The organism is Ferrimonas balearica DSM 9799 (assembly GCF_000148645.1).
Taxonomy (GTDB): domain Bacteria; phylum Pseudomonadota; class Gammaproteobacteria; order Enterobacterales; family Shewanellaceae; genus Ferrimonas; species Ferrimonas balearica.
The window spans coordinates 3,770,241-3,791,610 of the sequence record NC_014541.1 but is presented as its reverse complement, the minus strand read 5'-3'; the positions used below and the strand labels follow the sequence as shown (position 1 = coordinate 3,791,610).

The following is a 21,370-nucleotide window of genomic DNA, read 5'->3' as shown; positions in this document are numbered from 1 at the left end:
GGAGTACGTATGAGGACGCAACTGGCAGCCGCTTTTGCGCTACTGATGACAGGGTGTGCGTACAATCAGGCACCCGTGGTGGATATGACCAATGTGGATCCCAGCGACTACCAGAACGATCTGGCCTACTGCGAAACCTATGCGGAACAAGTGGATAAGGGTGAGGCGGCTAAGGTGGGAGCCGTTAATGGGAGTCTCTCCCTGGGCGGAGCGGGTGCGATCGCGGGGGCCGTGGATAACGGCTGGAGCGGGGCTTTGGTGGGGATGCTGGTCGGGGCTTCACTGGGCGCTGCCGGTGGATCTGCCGACGGTGCTCTGGAGGCGACACGGGTGCAGGGGCAGGTGCTTCGGCGTTGCCTCAGTGAGATGGGCTACCACGTTTACGATCTGGAAACCTGAACACCGGCAATGAAAAACGCCGCCCGAGAGGGCGGCGTTTTTGCTGCGAGGTCAATCAGACCGCCAGGTCGAGCATCATGCTGGCAAAGCCCAGATAGATGAGTACCCCGGTGGCGTCGACGATGGTGGTCACCAGCGGGCCGGAGGCCGTTGCCGGGTCCATCTTCACCCGTGACAGGATAAAGGGCAGGCTCAGGCCAATCAGGGAGCCGGCCAGCACCACGCAGACCATGGCGGAGGCCACCACAATGGCGATCTCCATGCCGCCGCGGAACATGCCCAGGCCAAATACCGCCGCGGCCATGGTCAGGCCCAGCGCACCGGCGACAAAGACCTCCCGCGCCAGTACCTTGGCCCAGTCCTTCAGATCGACTTCGCCAGTCGCCAGGGCGCGTACCATCAGTGCAGCGGACTGGGAGCCGGCGTTACCGCCACTGCCCACCAGCAGCGGCATAAAGAACACCAGCGCCACATTGGATTCGATGATCGCTTCAAAGTGGGCGATGCCTGCACCGGAGAGCAGGGCACCGAACACCAGCAGCACCAGCCAGCCGACGCGCTTGCGGTACAGCTCCCAGGAACTGACCTGGTTCATCGGCGCTTCCAGCGCGGCAACGGACGCGATCTTCTGGGCGTCCTCGGTGGCTTCTTCCACCACCGCGTCCATGGCGTCATCGTAGGTGACGATGCCCACCAGACGCTCGGCGCTGTCCAGAACCGGCAGGGCCAGCAGGTCGTAGTGACGGATCTTTTCCGACACATCTTCCTGGTCCTCATCGACCCGAACGGCCACCACCTCGGTCAGCATGATGTCGGCGATCAGCGCTTCCGGGTTGGAGAGGATCAGCTCACGCAAAGAGATGGTGCCCACCAGGTGGCGGTCGCCATCGATCACGTAGGTTTGGTAGATCGTTTCTTTGTCTGGCGCTTCCAGACGCAGGCGCTGCAGTGCTTTGCGTACGGTCCAGTGACTGCGCAGGGTGGCGTAGTCCGAACTCATCATCGCCCCGGCGGTTTTCTCCGGGTAGGAGGCCAGGCGACGCACGTCTTCGCGTTCAGCCTGGGCCAGGCCCGGCAGCAGGGTTTGCTGCTGGTCTTCGCTCAGGCGGTTGTAGAGGTCAGCCCGTTCATCGGACTCCATCTGTGAGAACAGCGCGGCCAGCTCGTTACGCGGCATACGGCAGGCGATGTCGGCTTGCAGCTGGGGATCAAGGTAGCCGAACACTTCTGCGTGATCCGGCAGGGACAGCAGGTCCAGCAGCTGAGCGGCCAGTCCGGCATTAAAATCGCCGACCGCTGCGGCAAAATCGGCGACGTGCATCTGCTCAAGCTGAGCCCGAACGGCGCGCTTATCATGAGCAGCGAGTGCTTCGCTAAGGGTGGCAAAAAGGGTGTCTTTTTGCATACTCCACCTCCGGTACCCGGCGGCGGAGTGGCAGGGATGAGATCCCTATCAGGCGTGGACTCCGCAGACCTAGGCAGGTTGTTGATTCAGGTTCGTTTTCATGTCCCACCTGGGACTGGGAATGGGGTCCATATTGGCTTCGCTCAATGGGATTCGCGCCGCGATTTTAGGCGCTTAGGACCTGGTAGGCAACCCCGAACCGGCAATTCCCTGCCCAGGAGTGGGGCGGATGAGTAAACCGCAGTGAAAGGTTGCTTTTTCATCAAATCTCAAGCATATCAGTCTAGTGGCAATAACAAGGAACCCCGCTATGAAAGGCAAAGTTTGGCTGTTGGCCGCACTGTTCAGCGTCAGTGTGCTGGCTCAGGAGGAGCCCACGGTGACTCAGGAACCCGCCAGTCCGGACCCGGTGGACCCACCGGTAACCGAAGCGGTGGCCATGACCTTGCTGACCAAGCCTGCCGGCTGGCGAGGTGAACGCATAGCGCTGCCGCCGGAGTTTGCGCCGGAGTTGCCCTTTAAGGGGGTGGAAGAGATGCGTTTTGCGCCGGGGATGTTTGACCCCCAGGCCAGTGACTTCTTCAGCTACCTGTTCGCCTTTTCGCTGGAGCCGGGCCATGCCCTCAACAAAGCCAGCATTCAGGAATTGCTCTCGGTCTATTATCGGGGCCTGTGTGACACCGTGGCCGCCGACAACGAGTTTGATTGTGACCCCGAGCAGGTGAGCCTGACCATCACCACGGTGCTGGGTGGCTACCTGGCGGAATTGAATTGGGTGGAACCCTTTGTGACCGGCAAGCCGCAAACCCTCTATCTGGAGCTGTTGCCGATTCCTGGTGAGCGCCCGCTGCTCTATGGCGCCGCCTCTCCGCAGGACCTCAACCATGAACAGTGGCGCATTCTGAGGCGCTACCTGCCCACCCCGGAGTGAGCCCCAACAGAAACGCCCCGCGATTGCGGGGCGTTTTGTTATCTGGCCACCGTTACTTGGCGAACGGCTGCGGCTTCGGCGTGCCGGCTACGGACGGCGGCAGAATCGGCAGGGTGATCTGCGGCTGCTCGCCGGTCAGGGTTTTGAGGAAGTCGGTAATGCGGTCCGCTTCCTGGTCGGTCAGCTCCTGGCCCAGCTGCACACGCTGCATCACGATAACGGCCTCTTTCAGGTCGTAGGTGGAGCCATCGTGGAAGTAGGGGTAGGTCAGCTCGATGTTGCGCAGGGTCGGCACCTTGAACACCATGCGGTCGTGCTCCTTGCCGGTCACGTCGACGCGACCCTGGGCCGGGTTGCTGGTGACGAACGGCTGCATCAGCCCCATCTTCTGGTACATGGTGCCGCCCACGGCCGGACCGTTGTGGCAGGCGGCACAACCCTTGCTCTTAAACAGGGCGTAGCCCTCCTGCTCAGCGGTGCTCAGGGCCTCTTTGTCGCCATTGAGGTACTGGTCGAAACGGCTGTTGGGGGTCACCAGTGTCTCTTCAAAGGTGGCGATCGCTTCGGTGACGGTGTCCAGGGTGATGCCCTTGTCGCCAAACACTTCAGAGAACTCGGCCTGGTAGCCCGGGATGGCGCGCAGTACGTCCAGCGCCAGTTCATGTTCCAGCGCCATCTCTTTCGGGTTGGCGATGGGGCCGGCTGCCTGCTCCTGCAGGGTCGCGGCACGGCCATCCCAGAACTGGGCCAGCATGTACTTGGCGTTGAGTACGGTCGGCGCGTTGATGGGACCTTCCTGCCAGTTGTGGCCGATGGAGGTCGGCAGGATATCCACGCCACCCAGGCTCAGGTTGTGGCAGCTGTTACAGGAGAGAAAACCGGACTTGGACAGGCGCGGCTCGAAGAACAACTTCTTACCCAGTTCCACCATCTCCGGGTTGGTGATGGTGGCCGGCTCGATCACCTGGATCGGTTCAGCGGCATGGGCCAGGCCGGTAACGGCAAGAAGGGTGGTGGCAACGATGGTGCGGCGCATGATGGTTCTCCCTGTGTAATGTGTGGCCCGGAGCGGGCCAATCTCTGTGCAGTGAATGCCCACAGAGTACGTAGGGTTAAGTCATCGGAAAAACGGATAGAGAAGATAGCGCCTATCGCCATCTTAGATGCCAAAAGTGTGAAGGGTTTCCTTGTGGTTACAGCAACTTGTGGCAGGGTAAGGGCCAATGGGTGAGCTGGCTCGCAGGTCGCGAGGAGGGCTTGAAAAAATGTTTCATTGTGGCGAGGTTTTCTGCTGTTTCAGCCAGCCACGGATGCGCTGAGCCAGGGTGTCGGCACTCTGGTCCCAGTCCAGTGCCCAGTCCATGGCCCGATAATGGGGGTTGGCAGTGCGTCGGTTGGCCTGTTGACGGGCCTCGGTGGTGGCTTGTGCCAGTGGATGATCGCCAGGGCCGCTCATATCCAGCACCGCAATGCCCAATTCAGCCAGTTGCGCTGGCAGGGCGTCATTCTCGGCTGGAGTCTGGCGAAAGGGGCCCAACACCACCAGTCCCGCAGGCAGAGGCAGTTGCTGCGTCGCCATGGCATTAACGGCCTCACCGGCGGTTGCGCCACTGACCACCCAGTAGTGGGGCTCGGGTTCGCTTTGCAGGGCTTCAGGCAGGCTGCTGAGGCCATCGTACTGAGCCACAGACAGCGCGCGCCAGCCATGGCGGGGCAGGGTGCGCAGCAGCGTGCGTTGCCAGTGGCCACTGTCGACCACGGCTCCGGCGTCGGCCAGTACGATCACCGTGCCCTTGCTGCCGGGCGCTTCCGCGGGAAAGGCTTTGCGTTCAATGGCGTGGCAGGGCAGGGCAATCAGCAGAAGCAGAAACAGACAGCGAAACATGGCGATGCAGGGTGGTGAACGATGGCGCCAGTGTGGCGCAACCCGGCCAAATACACAACGCCCGGCCAATGGCCGGGCGTTGTCGTTTGCCGTTACTGCGGGGTCACCACAATCAGGCGGATGGCATCCAGTTGAACCTGGGCCCGGCCGAGGTGGGCCTTCACCATGTTCATCTGTTCGCGGATGGCGTCCAGCTCGGCGCCCCGGATGTTGGGGTTAACCGCTTTGAGCGCTTCGAGGCGGGCGAGCTCGCCACCGAGCTCAGCCGTCATCTTCTCTTCCGCCTGAGCCACCAGTTCAGCCAGCTGGCCAGCGACATGCTGTTCCGCCTTGGCGATCAGCGGGTGCAGGGCAGACTGGGACGCGTTCACCAGCTTGGAGCCGGTGTGACGGTTGATCGGGATCAGCTGGCGGTTGAAGGTCTCGAAGTCGACGTTCTGGCCCAGATCCTTGCCGCTCTTATCCAGCAGCAGGCGGATCGGGGTGGGCGGCAGGAATCGACCCAGCTGCACTTCGGCCGGGGCCACCGCTTCCACCATGTAGATCATCTCCAGGAACAGGGTGCCTGCGGGCAGGGCCTTGTTCTTCATCAGGGAGACCGCGGCACAGCCGGTTTCGCTGCTGGTCACCATATCGATGCCGGAGCTGACCAGCGGGTGGGCCGGGGTGATGAACTGGAAGTCGTCACGGGACAGGGCGGTGTCACGGTCGAAGGTGACCGACAGGCCATCTTCCGGCAGACCCGGGTAGCTGGGGTACAGCATGTGCTCGGTCGGCGTCAGTACCACCGCATTCTCACCACGGTCATCCTGTTGTACGCCGATCACATCCCACAGCTTCAGCATAAAGCTGACAAAGTCGGTGTCGTCGTCCTCTTTCTCCAGAGCCGCCACCAGGGCGTCAGCCTGCTTACCACCGTTGGAGTGGATCTCCAGCAGCTTATCGCGGCCCGCTTCCATGGCCGCTTTGTGCTCGCCAGCGCGCTCAGCGGTGCGGGTGATGAGGTCAGCCAGGTCTTCGTTTTCACCCGCCAGCACCTGCAGCAGGTCTTCACCGAATTCGGCGTGGATCAGGTGGCCACCGGGGCAGGTCTGCTCAAAGGCGTTGAGGCCCTGGTGGTACCAATCCAGCAGCTGTTGCTGGGCGCTGCCTTCGATGTAGGGCACATGGATCTGCACATCCTGAGTCTGGCCGATGCGGTCGAGACGACCGATACGCTGCTCCAGCAGGTCCGGGTTCTGCGGCAGATCGAACATGATCAGGTGATGGGCAAACTGGAAGTTACGGCCTTCGGAACCGATCTCGGAACAGATCAGCACCTGGGCACCGCCCTCCTGCTGGGCGAAGAACGCCGCGGCCTTATCGCGCTCCAGGATGGACATCCCTTCGTGGAATACGCCCGCCATGATCCCTTCGCGGCTGCGCAGGGCTTCCTCCAGCTGCAGTGCGGTGGAAGCTTTGGCGGTGATCACCAGCACCTTTTTGGAGCGTTTGGCTTTAAGGAACTCCAGCATCCAGTTGACCCGGGTGTCGAAGGTCCACCAGCTGGCGCTGCTGCCCTCCCCTTCAAACTCCTGGTAGAGCTTCTCCGGGTACAGGTTGTTCAGCACTTTCTGCTCGAGGGAGCCGTTGTTGCCCAGCATCTTGGAGACGCGGACGGCGGTGGCGTACTGGCTCGGCAGAGCGACCGGATGGGCATTGAGATGGCGTTGGGTAAAGCCGCTGACACCACCACGGGTGTTACGGAACAGCACCCGGCCGGTGCCGTGGCGGTCAAGCAGCTGGCGCAGCAGGGCTTCGCGGCCTTCGGCGCTGTCGGTCTGCAGCGCTTGCTCCGGCAGCATGGCGGCCAGGGCGGTACGCTCTTCGTCGGTCAGCGGGCGCTCGGCCAGCAGCGCTTCCGCGGCAGCGGCCACGCTCTGGTACTCGGTTTCCTCTTTCAGGAACGCGTCGTAGTCGTAGAAGCGGTCCGGGTCGAGCAGGCGCAGTCGGGCAAAGTGGCTCTGGTGGCCCAGCTGGTCCGGGGTGGCGGTCAGCAGCAGCACACCGGCGATCGCCTCGGCCAGCGCTTCCACTACCTGATAGGCGCGGCTGGGCTGGTCTTCGCTCCACTCCAGGTGATGGGCTTCGTCCACCACCAACAGGTCCCACGGCGCTTCCAGCGCTTGTTCAAAACGCTTCTTCTTGCGCAGCAGGTCGATGGAGCAGATCACCAGCTGCTCGGTTTCGAACGGGTTGTCGCAATCCGCCAGTGCTTCGATGCAGCGCTCCTCATCAAACAGGGCGAAACGCAGGTTGAAGCGGCGCAGCATCTCCACCAGCCACTGGTGTTGCAGTGACTCCGGCACCAGGATCAGCACCCGCTCGGCACGGCCGGACAGCAGTTGCTGATGCAGGATATGGCCCGCCTCAATGGTTTTACCCAAACCCACTTCATCCGCCAGCAGAACCCGCGGGGCGTGACGACGACCCACTTCGTTGGCGATGTAGAGCTGGTGGGCAATCAGGCCGGCACGGGGGCCCTGCAGGGCGCGCAGCGGATTCTGCTGCATGGCGTGGCGCTGATGCTGGCACAGGAAGCGGGTGACGTAGTGTTCCATGCGGTCCAGCTGACCGGCAAACAGGCGATCCTGAGGCTTGTTAAAGCGGATCTGGTGGTCCAGCAGGGTTTCCCGCAGGGTAACGGGTTCGTCGGTGTCGGTCCGGGTGCCGTGGTAGGTCACCAGGCCGTTCTGCTCGGTCAATTCCGTGACGGTCAGTGCCCAGCCTTCATGGCTGGTGACTTCGTCACCCTGGTTAAAAATAACCCGGGTGAGGGGCGCGTCCTGAATGGCAAACATTCGGTTCTCGCCGGTGGCGGGGAACAGCAGAGTCACCATGCGGCCTTCGATGGCCACGATGGTACCCAGGCCCAGATCCGATTCGGTGTCGCTGATCCAGCGTTGACCCAGAGCAAAGGACATGAATTGCGCTACTCCTGATGTGGGTGAGGGGGCGGAAAAAGGCGCGTATCTTACATGAGTTTATGGCAGTGATCACCCGCCAAGCCGGCTCCTTTTAAGGCTGGTCAAAGGCCAGCCTATCTGTCATGGTAGGTCTTGTGAGGCGTGGAGTTCGCCGCACTCGTAAGGCGTGTGTACGGCGATAACCTGCGCCCCGCTCAGTACCGGGAAAAACCTGTAAAGCATAGCGGAGGTGCCATGGTCCAGGCGGAGAAGAAGCTCTTTGTGCTCGACACCAATGTGTTACTGCACGAACCCCTCGCCATCTATTCATTTAAAGAGCACGACGTGGTGGTCCCCATGACCGTGTTGGAGGAGTTGGACCAGATCAAAGACCGTAAAAAAGACGTGTCTCGCGATGCCCGAATCGCCATCAGAGCCCTGGAAGACTGTGTCGGCGGGGCCCCACCTGAACAACTGGTGGCCGGGGTGCCCTTACTGCCCCGCGAGAGCCACCCCGACAGCGCCGGAACCCTGGCCATCTTCCCTGACCACCAAGTCCAGTTCGACACTCCCATTGCCCTGCCGGGCGACCACAACGACAACCAAATCATCAACTCCGCACTCTACCTGCAGCAAACCCGTACCGATGTTGAGGTGGTGTTGGTCACCAAAGACATCAATATGCGGCTCAAGGCCAAGGGCGCCGGGCTGCGCAAGGTGGAGGACTACCGCAGTGACCAGCTGGTGGAGGACATCCGTTTTCTCGCCACCGGTTTTGCCCAGATTGACGGCAAACTCTGGGATCGGGTGGGGGACGTCCACAGCCATCAGGCGGGTCGCTTCGTTTATCACACTCTGGACCGTGAGGCGCTGGGGGTCGACAGCCTCTACCAGAACCAGTACCTGGTGGACGACAGTGAAACGTTCTGTGGCCAGGTCAAGGGGCTGGATGAGCACAGCGTCACCATCAAGGATCTGGGCCGCGACCGTCTGATGGGCTACCACGCCTGGGGCATCTCGCCCAAAAACGTCTATCAGGGCATGGCGCTGCAGGCGTTGATGGACCCTGACGTTGACCTGGTGATCCTGACTGGCCCGGCCGGCTCCGGTAAAACCCTGCTGGCGTTGGCCGCCGCGCTGGAACAGGTGGTGGAGCAGCGGCGTTACGACCGGGTACTGGTGACCCGTAATACGCCGGAAATTGCCGAGTCCATTGGCTTCCTCCCGGGCACGGAGGAGGAGAAGATGATGCCCTGGCTGGCGGCGGTGACGGACACGCTGGAGGTGCTTCATAAGCACGATGAGAGTCCCAGCTCCAGCCTGCAGTACATCATGGATAAGGCCAACATCCAGTTTAAGTCGGTCAACTTTATGCGCGGTCGTTCGATTCAGAACAGCTTTGTGCTGCTGGATGAGTGTCAGAACCTCACCGCCTCTCAGATCAAAACCATCATTACCCGCATGGGGGAGGGCACCAAACTGGTTTGCTCCGGTAACCTGGCGCAGATCGATTCCAACTACCTCAGCGCCGTCACCTCGGGGCTGACCTACATCGTCGAACGATTTAAGGATTTCGAAGGCAGCGCCAACGTCTACCTGAACGGTGTGGTGCGCTCGCGCCTGGCCTCCTTCGCTGAAGAAAACCTCTGACGCCCACCACAAAACGGGACACCCTTTGAGTGAAGGGTGTCCCGTTCAAGTTAAAGAAAGGTAAAGACTTCAGGGTCGAGGCAACAATTCCAAGCGCTTGCGGTCGGATTGTGCAGGTTACCTAAGCCTCTGCCGTTGCAGGCTTCCTCTGCCGTCAGCGGGGGGCTTCTGGTAGACTCCACCACAGATTGTTCCGGGGATCTCCTACACGTGAAAGCACCGATTCTGCGTCGCTACAATAAAGCCGTCTTTTATACCTACCTGGCGGTGGTGTTGCTGGCGCTGTTTGTGGCCTGGCTTGAGTATGGCCGTCAGCGTAGCCAGCTTCTTGACCAGAAGATGGAGGAGATCACCCAGCACAGCCAGCAGGTTGAGCTGTTGATGGACAACAGTATCCACGCGCTACGCTCCCTGCGTGACTTCGCCGCGACCCACATCAAGATGGGGGAACTGGCCCGCATCGACCGCTTCCCGGACATCGGCCGGTTTGATGCCAGTGGCCAGTTCTTCGCCCTGGAGCCCACCTACAAAGACACCAACACCGCGTTTGAGGGGATGGGCCGCATCAGTGGCTTTGGCCGCCTGGCCGGGCGCAGTGACGCCTTCTACCGCGAACTGGATATGCTTTACTAGATGTCGGTGACCTTCCCGGTGGCCCAGCAGATGGCCCCCAAGGCGTCGCAGATCTACTACATCTCCAAGCACCGGATGATGTCGGTGTACCCCTGGCCTGAGAGTGAAGACAACTTCAATCGCCGCATTCTGAATTCACCGCTGTTTAAGCTGGCGCTGCCGGAGAACAACCCGCAGCGTAAGGTGTTCTGGAGCGGCGTGAACCGCAACCAACGGGGTGAGTTGATCACCACCATGGGGATCCCGGTCTACCTCGACAATGAGTTTATTGCCGCGGTGATGCTCGACCTGCAGCTGACCACGCTGTCGCGCCAGATTGATCACTATTTTGATGTGCCCGGTACGGTGCTGCTGCTGGATGAGCAGAACAACCTGCTGACCTATCCGGATATGCACACGGACCCCAACCCGCGCTCCTACCAGCTCAGTCAGAAGATCCCGGCCCAGCTTCACAGCCTGCCGCAGGAGGAGCTGATGAGCGCCACCGACGGCAAGATCATCAACGGCTACTACGTGCGCTCGGTGGTGCTGAAGAACGCCCCCTGGCGCTTGCTTTACCTGCAGCCGGAGCATGAACTGGTGGCGGAAGCCTGGGACAAGCTGGAGATCACCTTCCTGATGGTGATTCTGGCGCTCTCGATCCTGATCACGGCGGTGCACTACCTGACTCGTCGCGCCTTCGTCAGCCCGGCGGCAAAACTGCTTAACCACCTCGAGCAGTCGGCCCAGCAACCGCGGCCGCTGCCTAAGCGCATCGCCCCTGGCTGGGAGCCCTGGTTTGAGCTGATCACCCGCATCTTTGAAGAGAACCAGCAGTACACCCACCATCTGGCTGAGCAGAATCGTCGACTGGATAAGCTGGTGGCCAAGCGTACCGAACGCCTGCGTCTGGCCAATGAGCGCCGTGAGCGAGACTTCTCACTGCTGCGCTCACTGATTGACGCCATTCCCGAGGCCATCGTGTTTAAGGACACTGAGGGCCGTTACCTCGGCTGCAATAAAGCCGCCGAGCGGGTTCTGGGACAAAGCGAATCGGAGATCATCGGCGCCCTGGTGACCGAAACCGACCCGTCCGAGCGTGGCCGCCGCATCCGCGAAGAGGATGTTCGGGTGCTGCGTGACCGGGTGCCACTGCGCTACCAGGAGCGGGTGATGATCGAGGGCAAGAGCAAGCTGCTGGATGCCCTGCGCCTGCCGTTCTACACCCGCCGTGGCGAACTGTTGGGGATGATCGCGGTCTGGCGCGACATCACCCGCGAGTCGGAGCAGCAGGAGCAGATTAAGCGCTCCGAGGAGCGTTACCACCTGGCGATGGACGCGGTGGAAGATGGCCTGTGGGACTGGTACCTCGACTCCAATCAGCTGATCTGTAATCCCGCCTACTACACCATGTTGGGCTATCAGCCGGATGAGTTCCCGCTGCTGATCGAAACCTACTACGAACTGATGCACCCGGATGATCGTCAGCGGGTAGAGCGCTACATCGACGACTATCTGGATAAGCCGGATCAGTCCTTCAGCATGGAGTTCCGTCTGCGGGGCAAGAACGGCCAGTACCACTGGATTCTGTCCCGGGGCCGGGCGGTGGAGTTTGATGATCTGGGTGAGCCGACCCGTCTGCTCGGCACCCACAAGGACATCACCCGTCAGAAAGAGAATGAAGTGGCGCTGCTGGAAGCCAAGCAGGACGCGGAGCTGGCCAACACCACCAAGAGTGAGTTCCTGGCCAATATGAGCCACGAGATCCGCACGCCGATGAACGCCGTGCTGGGGATGCTGCATCTGGCACTGCGCACCGATGTGGATCCGCGCCAGAAGGATTACCTCGACAAGGCCCGCGTCAGTGCCGAGTCGTTGCTGCGGATCATCAACGACATCCTCGACTTCTCCAAGATCGAGGCCGGTAAGCTGGAGCTGGAGCAAACCGAATTTGCCCTCGACAAGGTGCTGGAGCACGCCATCTCCATCAACAGCCTCAAGGCCCAGGAGAAGGGCGTCGAGCTGCTGCTGTACGCGCCGGTCAGTGCCGGGCTGCACCTGATGGGCGACCCGCTGCGGCTCGGTCAGGTGCTGGTCAACCTGCTCTCCAACGCGGTCAAGTTTACCGAGCAGGGAGAGGTGGAGCTCGGATGCGAGGACTTCAAGGAGCGCGATGGCCGCATCACCCTGAAGTTCTGGGTGCGGGATACCGGCATCGGCATCTCCGAGCATCAGCAGCATCACCTGTTTGACGCCTTCAGCCAGGCCGATGGCTCCACCACCCGCCAGTTCGGCGGAACCGGCCTTGGCCTCTCCATCTCCAAGCACCTGGTGGCGATGATGGGCGGCGATATCGAAGTGGAGAGCCAGCCGGGTGTCGGCACCACCTTCAGCTTTACCATTGACGCCCCACGGGTGGCGGAACCGGACCGCAAGGGCCGCAGCCTGCCCGATGGCATCGCTGGCCTGAAAGCGTTGGTGGTGGACGACAACCACACCGCCCTGCAGATCTACTCCACCTACCTGCGCGATTTCAGCTTCAGTCGGGTGGAGACGGTCGAGAGCGGCGCGGCGGCGCTGCGCGAGATGGTGCGGCAGCAACCGGACCTGGTGCTGCTGGACTGGATGATGCCGGGGATGGACGGCACCGAAGTGCTGGACGGCATCGATGATCTGGTGGCCAGTGGCCGCCTGGAGCGTCGCCCCACCGTGATCATGATGACCGCCTACAGTGGCCATCCGTTGATGGACGAGGTGCGGGATGGCCGTATCCAGGCGGTGCTGCAGAAGCCCTTCAAAGCCTCGATGCTGTATGACGAGGTGGTGGACGCCTTTAATGGCCAGGTGGATGCCCAGCCGCTGGCGGACCTGAGCCCGGAGGAAGAGACTTCCGACGGCGCCCACATTCTGCTGGTGGAGGACAACCTGATTAACCAGCAGGTGGCCACCGAGCTGCTGAAGAGCGCGGGCTATCAGGTGACCGTGGCCGGTAACGGCCAGGAGGCGGTCGATCTGGTGGCGGCCTCGGACTACGACCTGGTGTTGATGGATATCCAGATGCCGGTGATGGATGGCCTTGAGGCCACCCGTACCCTGCGCCAGACCCATCCGCATCTGCCCATTATCGCCATGACGGCGCACGCTATGGCCGGCGACAAGGAGAAGAGTCTGGCGGCGGGCATGAACGACCACATCACCAAACCCATCGTACTGCCTGAGTTGTTTGAGACCGTGAAACGTTTTCTTGAGCAGGGGAGCCGTGCCGGATGAGCCCGAAACCGGTACGGGGCCCGCTGAAATACCTGTTGATTGGCCTCGGTTGCCTGGCAGTGGCGGCGGCCACGATAGGGGTGTTTATGCCCCTGATCCCAACCGTGCCCTTCCTGCTGCTGGCCACCTTCTGCTTCAGCCGTTCGTCGGCGCGGATGCAGGTGTGGCTCTACAACAACCGGCTGTTGGGCCCCTATCTGCGTAACTACCTCGAGCGCAAAGGGCTGACCAAGCGTCAGCTCATCTCGTCACTGGTCAGCATGTGGGTGGGGATGAGCATCGCCATCCTGATTGCACCGGTGGTGGCGGTGAAGTGGGGGCTGGTGGCCATCGGTGTGGCGGTCAGCATTCACCTGATCCGGATGAAGCGCCTGCTGCCCGGCGAGGTCGAGTAGCCTCAGGGCTCGGCGCAGGGGGGCGCTGTCAGCAGGGTAATCTGCACAATATCCAGTTTGCGCCCCTCCTGACCAAAGGGGCCGTACGCCCCGGGCGCAGAGCGTTTGCCCAGCACCGCCACCGGCGCCCAGGGGGTGGGGCAGTTCCAGCTCTGTTCGCAACCACTGCGGTCATTGACGATGGCATGCACCGCCTGCCACTGCTCAGGATCCCCCTCCTGGCGTCCCAGCCAATACCACTCTCCGGTTCGACAATCGACAAACTGCATCGACTCCGTGCCGTAAACCACATGACCGCGATAGCCACTGGCGCAACCGGCCAGCAGCAGTGTCAGCAAAAGGATGGGTTTGTGCATCCGTGCCCCCGAATGAAAAGTGCCCACTCTACGCTGACGTAAAGTGGGCACCATCGCAAGGCTCGGTTTGGATTATCGGCCGAGCAGGCGTTTCATCGGGCAGCGGCTCTGGCGCACCTGAGCGTCCTGCTCCGGGCTCAGCTGTTGTCCGGGCTTCAGCTGAATGCCACTGATGGGGCAGGCCCGTGGTACGGCATCGCATTCCACCACCTCGATGGCAATGGCTTCCGCCGCGGGCGCAACCGCCGGCGGCATCTCGGCGTCCAGCGCCAACAGCTCCGCTTCCAGGGCGTCAAACTTCGCCACCTGCTCAGTCAGCAGCTGGCGCTTGTCGTCCCGGCCCAGATAGATCTTGAAGCTGCACTGGCCCTCACCGTTGAGTAGCCACAGAGACCGGGTTTCCAGGCGCATAAAGGGGCGGCGGACAAAGGCGATGTGGCTGACCGCTTTCGGATCCAGATGGCCACGCAGGTGTTCGCCCTGCAGGTTGTAGAAGCCATGGCCGTAACGCCCCTCCGGGAAGCCGCCCTTGTACTCCAGGATCTGGCCCGCCACCTCGATCACCGTGGTGGTGGGGCCGAAGTCGGTCAGGGCGGCCATCAGCCGATCAAAGTGTCGGCCATCCACCAGTCGGGCCTGGTCCTGTGGCAACGCCTGTACCGTGGCCAGTTCGCTCAGGCCCAGTTGGCGACCCACCTGTGCCAGCGACGCCATGGGCTGCTCCTGGCTCAGGGTATGAATGCGTTGGTAGAGATCGGACATGGTGTTGAGTCTCGCCTGTTGCTGTTGCTCATTGAGGGCGTCGAGGTATCGATTGAGGCCCTGCTGCAGATTGATGTGCCAGAACTGACCCGCTTTGGTCAGGTTCAGGTAACGGCCATCGCGTTCCACCAGTCCGTGGTTTTGCCAGGCCTGGAACAGGGGCGCGGCGTCATCCGCCAGGTCCCGGTCCGAGCGTTGGTAGAGGCGATCCAGATCGAGATAGCCCAGGTCAAAGCCAGCGCCTGCGGCGTAGCGCAGGCCTTGCTCCTCATGGGGCTGGGTCATCATCGCGATCGGCTTCTCGCCCGCCTCTATGCGTTCCAGATAGCGGCACAGCTGGCGCTCCAGCATGATGCCGTGGCCCTGGATTCGGCCGCCGCCTCCGGCGCCGAACGGTATCAGTTCTGCGCCCGCTTTGGAAAGGTGGTTGTAACGGTTTCGCTCACGGCGATCACGGCCAAAGTGGCTGACACTCAAGCGATTGAAGTGGTGACGAGCCAGCGTGCTCAGCCCCGCTTCAAACATGGCGGCCTTCTCGGCCGTGCCCGGAGGCGGTGCGACTCGTCCTTTGTTAACCGCCCGACCCAGCTGGCTCTCCGGCAACAGGATCAGCTGGTACAGGTCGGCCCCGCCTACGCCGGTATCCACCAGGGTGTTGAGGTCGCGCTGCCAGTCCGCCAGCGTTTGCCCCGGCAGGCCGTAGATCAGGTCAGCGACGATCACCGCCTGATCCTGATTGCACATCCGCTCCAGCGCCCGCAGTACCGTATCGCCATCGTCGATGCGGCCAAGCCGCTGGCGCAATTCAGTGTTAAAGCTCTGGACGCCCAGAGAGAAGCGGTTAAACCCGGCATCGAGGCACGCCTGAAAACGGCCCTGATCGAAGCCGTGGAAGCGGGCTTCAAAGGTCAGCTCAGCGTCGGTGCGCAGTGGCAGGGTGTCACGAATCCGCTGGCCCAGCTCCAGGATCTGCTGGGGCGAGAGGTCGCTGGGGGTGCCACCACCAACGTAAATGGCGTCGAACGGGGCCCCGGTCAGGGCGGCCTGATCAGCGGCCATCGCCAGCTCGCGGTGCAGCGCCTTCAGGTATTGGGCGATCTTATCGTCGCTGGAGCGGTTCTGGAAAAACGCGCAGTAGCTGCAGCGGGTGCGGCAGAACGGGATGTGCAGGTACGCCAGGCGCGGGCCGTCACTGGGGCCGTTGCGCAGCAGGCTGTGCCAGCAATCGGCCTGGTCTTGCGTCAGCACCGGGTTGCCCATCACCTGAATGTGCGCCGTCTCTTTACGGCTGAAGGCACCGGTCATCGGGTCTCGGGTCAGCCGCCCTGTGAGCGACTCATCAAGTTTTACCGTCATAATTAATTAAGAATAGTAATGATAATTGGTCGCATATAGACTCGCATCGAGTGCAAAGGTTGTCCGTGATGGAGATCGAGGTAATGTGCGGAATCGACAGTAAAAATAGGGTTAAGTGCGGCGATGTTGCTGCCAAGTTGGGATCTGGTGATGGCTTGGTGGCCGCGCCGTTTCGTCCGTTGCTGATGATGTTGGGTTGGCTGGCCATCGCTATGGGCAGTGCCGGGGTGGTGGTGCCGCTGCTGCCGACCGTGCCCTTTTTGTTGCTGGCGGCCTTCTGTTTCAGCCGCTCCTCACCGCGACTGCAGCGCTGGTTGTTTGAGCACCGGGTGCTGGGCCCCTACCTGCACAACTTTGTCAGCCGCAAGGGGCTGACCCGCACTCAGTTGCAGCGTTGCCTGCTGGGAAAATGGCTGGGCATGGGCATCGCCATCCTGCTGGTGCCGTTGTGGTCGGTCAAAGTGCTGTTGCTGGCGATTGCCACCGGCGTCAGCGTTTACCTGATGCGGTTAAAGCGCCTTCCCGAGCCGGGCGGCTATTGAGGTGAATGAGTGTGCTAGGTAAGCTGAGCTGAATCAGTCACCTATGGATGCACATCATGCTCGCAAGGATCGCCTGGCTGCTGTTGGCTCTGACTCTGTCACTGCCTGCCAGCGCCGCAGACGCCCCGTTTCTCTCCCTCTCCATCGATGAACACGGCAAGGTACTGCTGCGTCAGCCTCCCCTGAATACGCCGTTACTGCTGGTCAGCAGTCTGCCCCACGGGGCCGGCTCGAATGACATCGGCCTGGACCGCGGCCAACTGGGCAGTCGCCGGTTGGTTCAGTTTGAGCAACATGGCGATCGCCTGCTGCTGCGGGAGCTCAATACCCGCTACCGCGCCCATACCGGCAATGAGGCCGAGCGCGCGGCGCTGACCCAGGCGTTTGCGGAGTCGGTATTGTGGGTGGGGGCACTGGAGAACGGGGCCGCCGAACTGAATCCGTTGCTGCTGTCCGACCTGCATGGCATCGCCAACCGTCTTAAGGCCACCGGCCAGGGCAGCTTCCGGCTTGATGCGGCGCGTTCACTGGTGCTGAGCGACAGCGTTAAGCGCTTTCCCCAAAACGCTGATGTGGACCTGCAGCTGACCTTCACCAGCAGCGAGCCCGGTGCCTATGTCCAGCAGGTCACGCCGGACCCGGAGATCCTCAGCCTTAAGGTGCGCCTCTCCTTTGTGGCCCTGCCTGACGAGCCGATGACGCCGCGCCGTTTCCATCCCGAGTCGGGTTTCTTTGATTACCAATACCAGGATTACGCCGCCGGATTGTCCGAGCCGATGGGGGTTCAGTATCTGCCCCGGCATCGGCTGGAGAAGGTGATCCCCGGTGCGGCGCCTTCCGAGGTGATGGAGCCGATCGTCTACTACCTGGATCCGGGCACCCCGGAGCCGATGCGCAGCGCCCTGCTGGAGGGGGCCCGCTGGTGGGCTGAGGCGTTTGAAGCCGCAGGCTTTATCGATGCCTATCGGGTGGAGATGCTGCCGGAAGGGGCAGACCCCCAGGACATCCGCTACAACATCATCCAGTGGGTCCACCGTGCGACCCGGGGTTGGTCCTATGGCGATGCCCTGGTAGACCCGCGCAGCGGCGAGATCCTTAAGGGCCACGTTACTCTGGGCTCACTGCGGGTGCGTCAGGACCACAAGATTTTCCGCGGCCTGACCGCTGGCTGGGGCGACAGGGAGGCCGCGCTGGCGGCGGCACAAGCCACGGCGTTGGCCCGCCTGCGCCAACTCTCCGCGCACGAGATTGGCCACACCCTGGGGCTGGCCCATAACTTTGCCGCCTCCGCCAGCGGCGATCATTCGGTGCTGGACTACCCCCACCCTAATGTGACGCTGCAGGAGGGTCAGGTGGTGCTCGACCACGCTTATGCCGAAGGGTTGAGCCCCTGGGATAAGCACGTCATCGCGTTTGGATACGGCCACTACGATGGCCCGGAAGCCAGCGTTCAGGCAGAGCTGGCGCGTCAGGCCCGGGAAGCCGGTTTGCGCTTTATCAGCGATGCCGATGCACGGGGAACCGCGGCCGCCCACCCGCAGGCTCACCTGTGGGATAACGGCACCGACCCGGTGGTGCAGCTGGATAATGTGATGGCGATTCGTCAGCTGGCACTGGCCGAACTGGGGCCTCAGGCCCTGTTGCCCGGTGAACCGGTCAGCGCTCTGGGTGAGCTGTTGGTGCCGATCTATCTGATGCCCCGCTATCAGGTTGAGGCGGTCAGCCGCCTGATTGGGGGCGTCAGTTACGATTACGCGGGCCAAAGCCCAAGCGCGGTGGCGCCGGAGTATCAGCAGGCGGCGTTGGAGAGCCTGCTTAAGGTGTTGGCGCCCTCGGCGCTGGCGCTGCCGAATGAGCTGGCCAGCCAATGGCCGCCCCTGGCCTACGGCAGCGCGCCGGGCCGGGAGCAGTTTGGCTCCCGTCTTGGGCCGATCCCGGACCTGACCGGACTGGCGGAAGTGGCCAGCCGTCATGTGCTGACCCAACTGCTGGCACCGGAGCGGGTCAATCGACTGGCCCAGCAGCAGTGGCTCGACAGCGAACTGCCCGGCCCGCAATGGTTGCTGGACAGCGTGTCGGAAGCGGTACTGGAAGGCGATGAGGAGTCCGGACTGGCTGGTGCTGCACTCAACCGCAGCCAGGCGGTTTTGGTCGATCGCTACCTGACGCTCTACCACGACGACAATGCGACGCCGGAGGTGAAAGCGCTGGTACGGGCCCGCATGCTGGAGGATGCCGAACAGCTGGACCGTCGTGCCCGTCGTGCCTCCGATCGGGAAAGCGCGTTCTTCCGTCTGATGGCGGAAACCTTGCGCTCGGGTTTGCAGGACAGCGAGGTACGGATGATCGCCAAGCCGTTGCCCTTGCCACCGGGTTCACCGATTTAACCGGACGTGATTGAACGGGGCCCAATGGCCCCGTTTTTTATGCTGGACGACGGGGGTCGCGGGGGTAGTAGCGCGGCTCGGCGCCCCCGTGGGGCTGGAACTGGCGGGTGTTTTTATACGGCAGCTTCATAAAGCCGGCGATGCCCAGATCGTCAATGTCCCCCACCGCATCCAGGATGCGGGCCAGACAGGCCCGGAACTCGTCGGCCTTGCGGGGGTTGAGCAGGCGCAGGTAGGAGTGGATCTTGAGGTGATCCTCCAGCACTTCGAAGATGATGCAGCCGGTATGGTGGATCAGGTTAAGCCGTCCCAGCTCGGCCATGATGCTGGCGGGCAGGGTCAGGTTTTCATCCGGGTCCTGGCCATCCTCAAAGTAGGAGTGAAGCCGGGTTTTGTCCTCCAGTTCCGGTGCGTCGCTGATCTCGAACGGCAGGGCCAGTTCCGGCGGCGCCACAAAGCGGGCCTGACGCTGGTTGCGCTCCAGATGGAGGGTGTCACGGGCATTAAAGAAGCAGGCCTTAAACACCGCTTTGCCATCGGCCTGAGGGGCAGGGCGGATGCCACGGGCCAACGCCACCATATTGTTCACTGCCCGGATAAAGGGCGTCTTGAGGGTGGGGTCCTGCAGGTTGAGGCTGGAGTCGATGTGCAGGCCGGTGTCGGTCCAGTGCAACGCCAGCCCCCCCAGCAGCGGGTAGTGGCCCAACTGCCCCACTGCCGCAACAAAGCCCTTCTCGTTATCGCCCATCCCCACCATAAAGTCGCGGTAGTAGTGCGCCAGTTGCAGGTCGGCTTCACGCTCCGGCGGCAGGGGCGCTATCTGATGTTCCCGCAGAAAGGATTTGCGGGAGGAGTAGGCCACGGTTTCTACCGCCTTGCCCTGATGATGGGTCCAGACCGGCAGCTGCGGCGATGGCGCCGGGGCCGGCAGCGGCAGCAGCAGCCAGTGGCGGCTGGCGGGCAGGGTCTTAATAAAGTGGTCGCCGCCCTCCCGGCGCAGATTGGGGTCGTCGCTCAGCATGGCATCCAGGATCTCGGCCAGTGGCCGGGGCAGGCCAAGGCTGGCGGCGGGCAGCAGTTTGCTGCCAAAGCGGCTGATCTGGCCGGAGGCGAGGGCATAGAGGGTGGCTGCGGCCCCCTGTTCATCAAAGCGCGGGCTGCTGGGGGCGCCGGCCAACTGCTCCGGGCCGATAAAGAACACATCCCCCATGCGTGCGTTGGAGTCGTGGTCGCCATCCACCCGACCCAAAGCGGAGCCCAGTGGGTGGTCATACGCGTCGCGCTGGGCCAGCACCGCTGAGCCCCAGTCCACCAGTGAGAGGTGCTTGTGGCGATGGTCGAACACCAGGTTGGAGGGTTTGATGTCGCCATGCACCACCGGTCTTGGCAGGCCGCGCAGGTAGGTCAGGATGTCCGCCAATTGCGCGGCAATGGGCACCAGGTAGGTGACCGGCAGCGGGCCACAGCGTTGGGCAAAATGGGCCAGATCGACCCCCGGGGCGCGCTCCATCTGCAGGATACCCTGGCCGGAGGCGGTGACATGGCGCACCAGTGCGGGGATGTGGGGATGGTCAAGCGGCGCCAGGATCTCCGCTTCCTCCTGCAGGCGCGCCTGAAGACGCGCAGGCAGGGTGCGGCGGGAGAACTTGAACACCTGCTCGGTGTTGCCCAGTCGGCCGGCGAAGACGAAGCCAAACACCCCTTTGCCGATAAAGTGCACCTGCTGATAGCCAAGGCGACGCAGCTGTTGCTGACACAGTGAAACCCATTGGCGATGCTTACGGGCGTCCTCCTCCCGAAGCAGGTAGATGGACTGCTCCTCGGAGATATAAAACTGCTGAAGCGGCTTGGCACTGCCCACCGAACACTCCTTGTGGTTAGGCGTTTCAGCATACCGAGTGACGTGGCTGTGGCGCAAACGTGATCAGTCTCACGAGTGTTTGATCCCAATCAAGAGCATCCCCCCACTTTGTGCGAGTATTTGCTTATGGGTATTGAACTAGGGTAGGGCGTAAATATGACAGACCCCATTCTCTCGGTGGATCCCGCCACCCTGGCGGATTTGTTGGCCTATCCCCGCCGTAAAATGCGGGACAATATGGACGTGCGTTTCTGTCCCCACGCGACCTTCTACAATCCGGTGGACGACCGCTGCCTCTACTGTCATCAGGACATGGAGTGCAAGTGGCTGAACCATAACGACGAGCTGGTGGCGATTGAGCATAAAGACGCCAAGGACATCCGTCGTGAACTGGTGAAAGCCGTGGACTACGTTGAAGCACAGCTGACTGCGGCACACCTTAACCGCCGCGCCTGCAACTGCGATAACTGCGTGTGGCTGAGCAAGGCCCGTCAGGTGCTCGGCCTGTCCCGATAACCGCAATAACGAATTTGACTTCAGGGGGCTTCGGCCCCCTTTTGTTTGCCTCTCTGCCGGGCGGTCGTTACCCTGAGCCCCATTTCTTCAATGGAGGG

General features: G+C 62.2%; 14 protein-coding genes and 1 pseudogene. 8 read left to right on the top strand and 7 right to left on the bottom strand.

Going from position 1 to position 21,370, the window contains the following annotated elements:
• Window positions 1-9: 9 nt before the first annotated feature.
• A complete protein-coding gene (locus tag FBAL_RS17145; protein ID WP_013346853.1) occupies window positions 10-399 on the top strand; it encodes a glycine zipper family protein in 390 nt (129 codons plus the stop codon).
• A 55-nt stretch (window positions 400-454) separates the two neighbouring features.
• Here the strand turns inward: FBAL_RS17145 and mgtE are convergent, their stop codons facing one another.
• Window positions 455-1,804, bottom strand: a complete 1,350-nt coding sequence (mgtE, locus tag FBAL_RS17140; protein WP_013346852.1) for a magnesium transporter — start codon at window positions 1,802-1,804, stop codon at window positions 455-457.
• 310 nt (window positions 1,805-2,114) lie between these two features.
• Here mgtE and FBAL_RS17135 point away from each other — a divergent pair, with 310 nt between their 5' ends.
• Window positions 2,115-2,735 carry a hypothetical protein gene (locus FBAL_RS17135; protein ID WP_013346851.1) on the top strand — a complete coding sequence of 207 codons (621 nt, stop codon included), beginning with the start codon at window positions 2,115-2,117 and terminating at the stop codon, window positions 2,733-2,735.
• Between the two features lie 52 nt (window positions 2,736-2,787).
• On the opposite strand, the gene FBAL_RS17130 is transcribed toward FBAL_RS17135, so the two are convergent.
• The 3 genes from FBAL_RS17130 to rapA all read right to left on the bottom strand — a co-directional run bounded on the left by FBAL_RS17130 (window position 2,788) and on the right by rapA (window position 7,583).
• Entirely contained in the window at window positions 2,788-3,771 is a 984-nt protein-coding gene (locus FBAL_RS17130; protein WP_013346850.1) for a cytochrome-c peroxidase, read from the bottom strand.
• 234 nt (window positions 3,772-4,005) lie between these two features.
• A complete protein-coding gene (locus FBAL_RS17125) occupies window positions 4,006-4,620 on the bottom strand; it encodes a DUF3530 family protein (RefSeq protein WP_013346849.1) in 615 nt (204 codons plus the stop codon).
• Window positions 4,621-4,712: 92 nt separating this feature from the next.
• On the bottom strand, window positions 4,713-7,583 hold the full coding sequence (gene rapA, locus FBAL_RS17120) for an RNA polymerase-associated protein RapA (protein WP_013346848.1): 2,871 nt from the start codon (window positions 7,581-7,583) through the stop codon (window positions 4,713-4,715).
• Between the two features lie 237 nt (window positions 7,584-7,820).
• On the opposite strand from rapA, the gene FBAL_RS17115 reads away from it, so the two are divergent.
• From FBAL_RS17115 to FBAL_RS17105, 3 genes and pseudogenes are all read left to right on the top strand, one after another.
• Window positions 7,821-9,215, top strand: a complete 1,395-nt coding sequence (locus FBAL_RS17115; RefSeq protein WP_013346847.1) for a PhoH family protein — start codon at window positions 7,821-7,823, stop codon at window positions 9,213-9,215.
• Between the two features lie 168 nt (window positions 9,216-9,383).
• Window positions 9,384-13,097: pseudogene (locus FBAL_RS17110) on the top strand (response regulator).
• Window positions 13,094-13,492, top strand: a complete 399-nt coding sequence (locus FBAL_RS17105; protein WP_013346846.1) for a YbaN family protein — start codon at window positions 13,094-13,096, stop codon at window positions 13,490-13,492. The pseudogene FBAL_RS17110 and the gene FBAL_RS17105 overlap by 4 nt, the downstream one beginning before the upstream one ends.
• A 2-nt stretch (window positions 13,493-13,494) precedes the next feature.
• Here FBAL_RS17105 and FBAL_RS17100 read toward each other — a convergent pair whose 3' ends face one another.
• Window positions 13,495-13,848, bottom strand: a complete 354-nt coding sequence (locus FBAL_RS17100; protein WP_041251351.1) for a hypothetical protein — start codon at window positions 13,846-13,848, stop codon at window positions 13,495-13,497.
• Between the two features lie 72 nt (window positions 13,849-13,920).
• The gene (gene hutW, locus FBAL_RS19725) at window positions 13,921-15,966 is read right to left on the bottom strand and encodes a heme anaerobic degradation radical SAM methyltransferase ChuW/HutW (RefSeq protein WP_013346844.1); all 2,046 of its coding nucleotides are present in this window, start codon (window positions 15,964-15,966) and stop codon (window positions 13,921-13,923) included.
• A gap of 158 nt (window positions 15,967-16,124) precedes the next feature.
• On the opposite strand from hutW, the gene FBAL_RS17090 reads away from it, so the two are divergent.
• The gene (locus tag FBAL_RS17090; RefSeq protein ID WP_245544360.1) at window positions 16,125-16,508 is read left to right on the top strand and encodes a YbaN family protein; all 384 of its coding nucleotides are present in this window, start codon (window positions 16,125-16,127) and stop codon (window positions 16,506-16,508) included.
• A 56-nt stretch (window positions 16,509-16,564) separates the two neighbouring features.
• Window positions 16,565-18,895 (top strand): zinc-dependent metalloprotease, encoded by a 2,331-nt coding sequence (locus tag FBAL_RS17085; protein ID WP_013346842.1) that lies wholly within the window; start codon window positions 16,565-16,567, stop codon window positions 18,893-18,895.
• A 37-nt stretch (window positions 18,896-18,932) separates the two neighbouring features.
• Here the strand turns inward: FBAL_RS17085 and FBAL_RS17080 are convergent, their stop codons facing one another.
• On the bottom strand, window positions 18,933-20,756 hold the full coding sequence (locus tag FBAL_RS17080) for a protein kinase domain-containing protein (protein WP_013346841.1): 1,824 nt from the start codon (window positions 20,754-20,756) through the stop codon (window positions 18,933-18,935).
• Window positions 20,757-20,912: 156 nt separating this feature from the next.
• Between FBAL_RS17080 and FBAL_RS17075 the strand changes: the two genes are divergently transcribed.
• Window positions 20,913-21,272 (top strand): hypothetical protein, encoded by a 360-nt coding sequence (locus FBAL_RS17075; protein WP_013346840.1) that lies wholly within the window; start codon window positions 20,913-20,915, stop codon window positions 21,270-21,272.
• Window positions 21,273-21,370 lie beyond the last annotated feature (98 nt).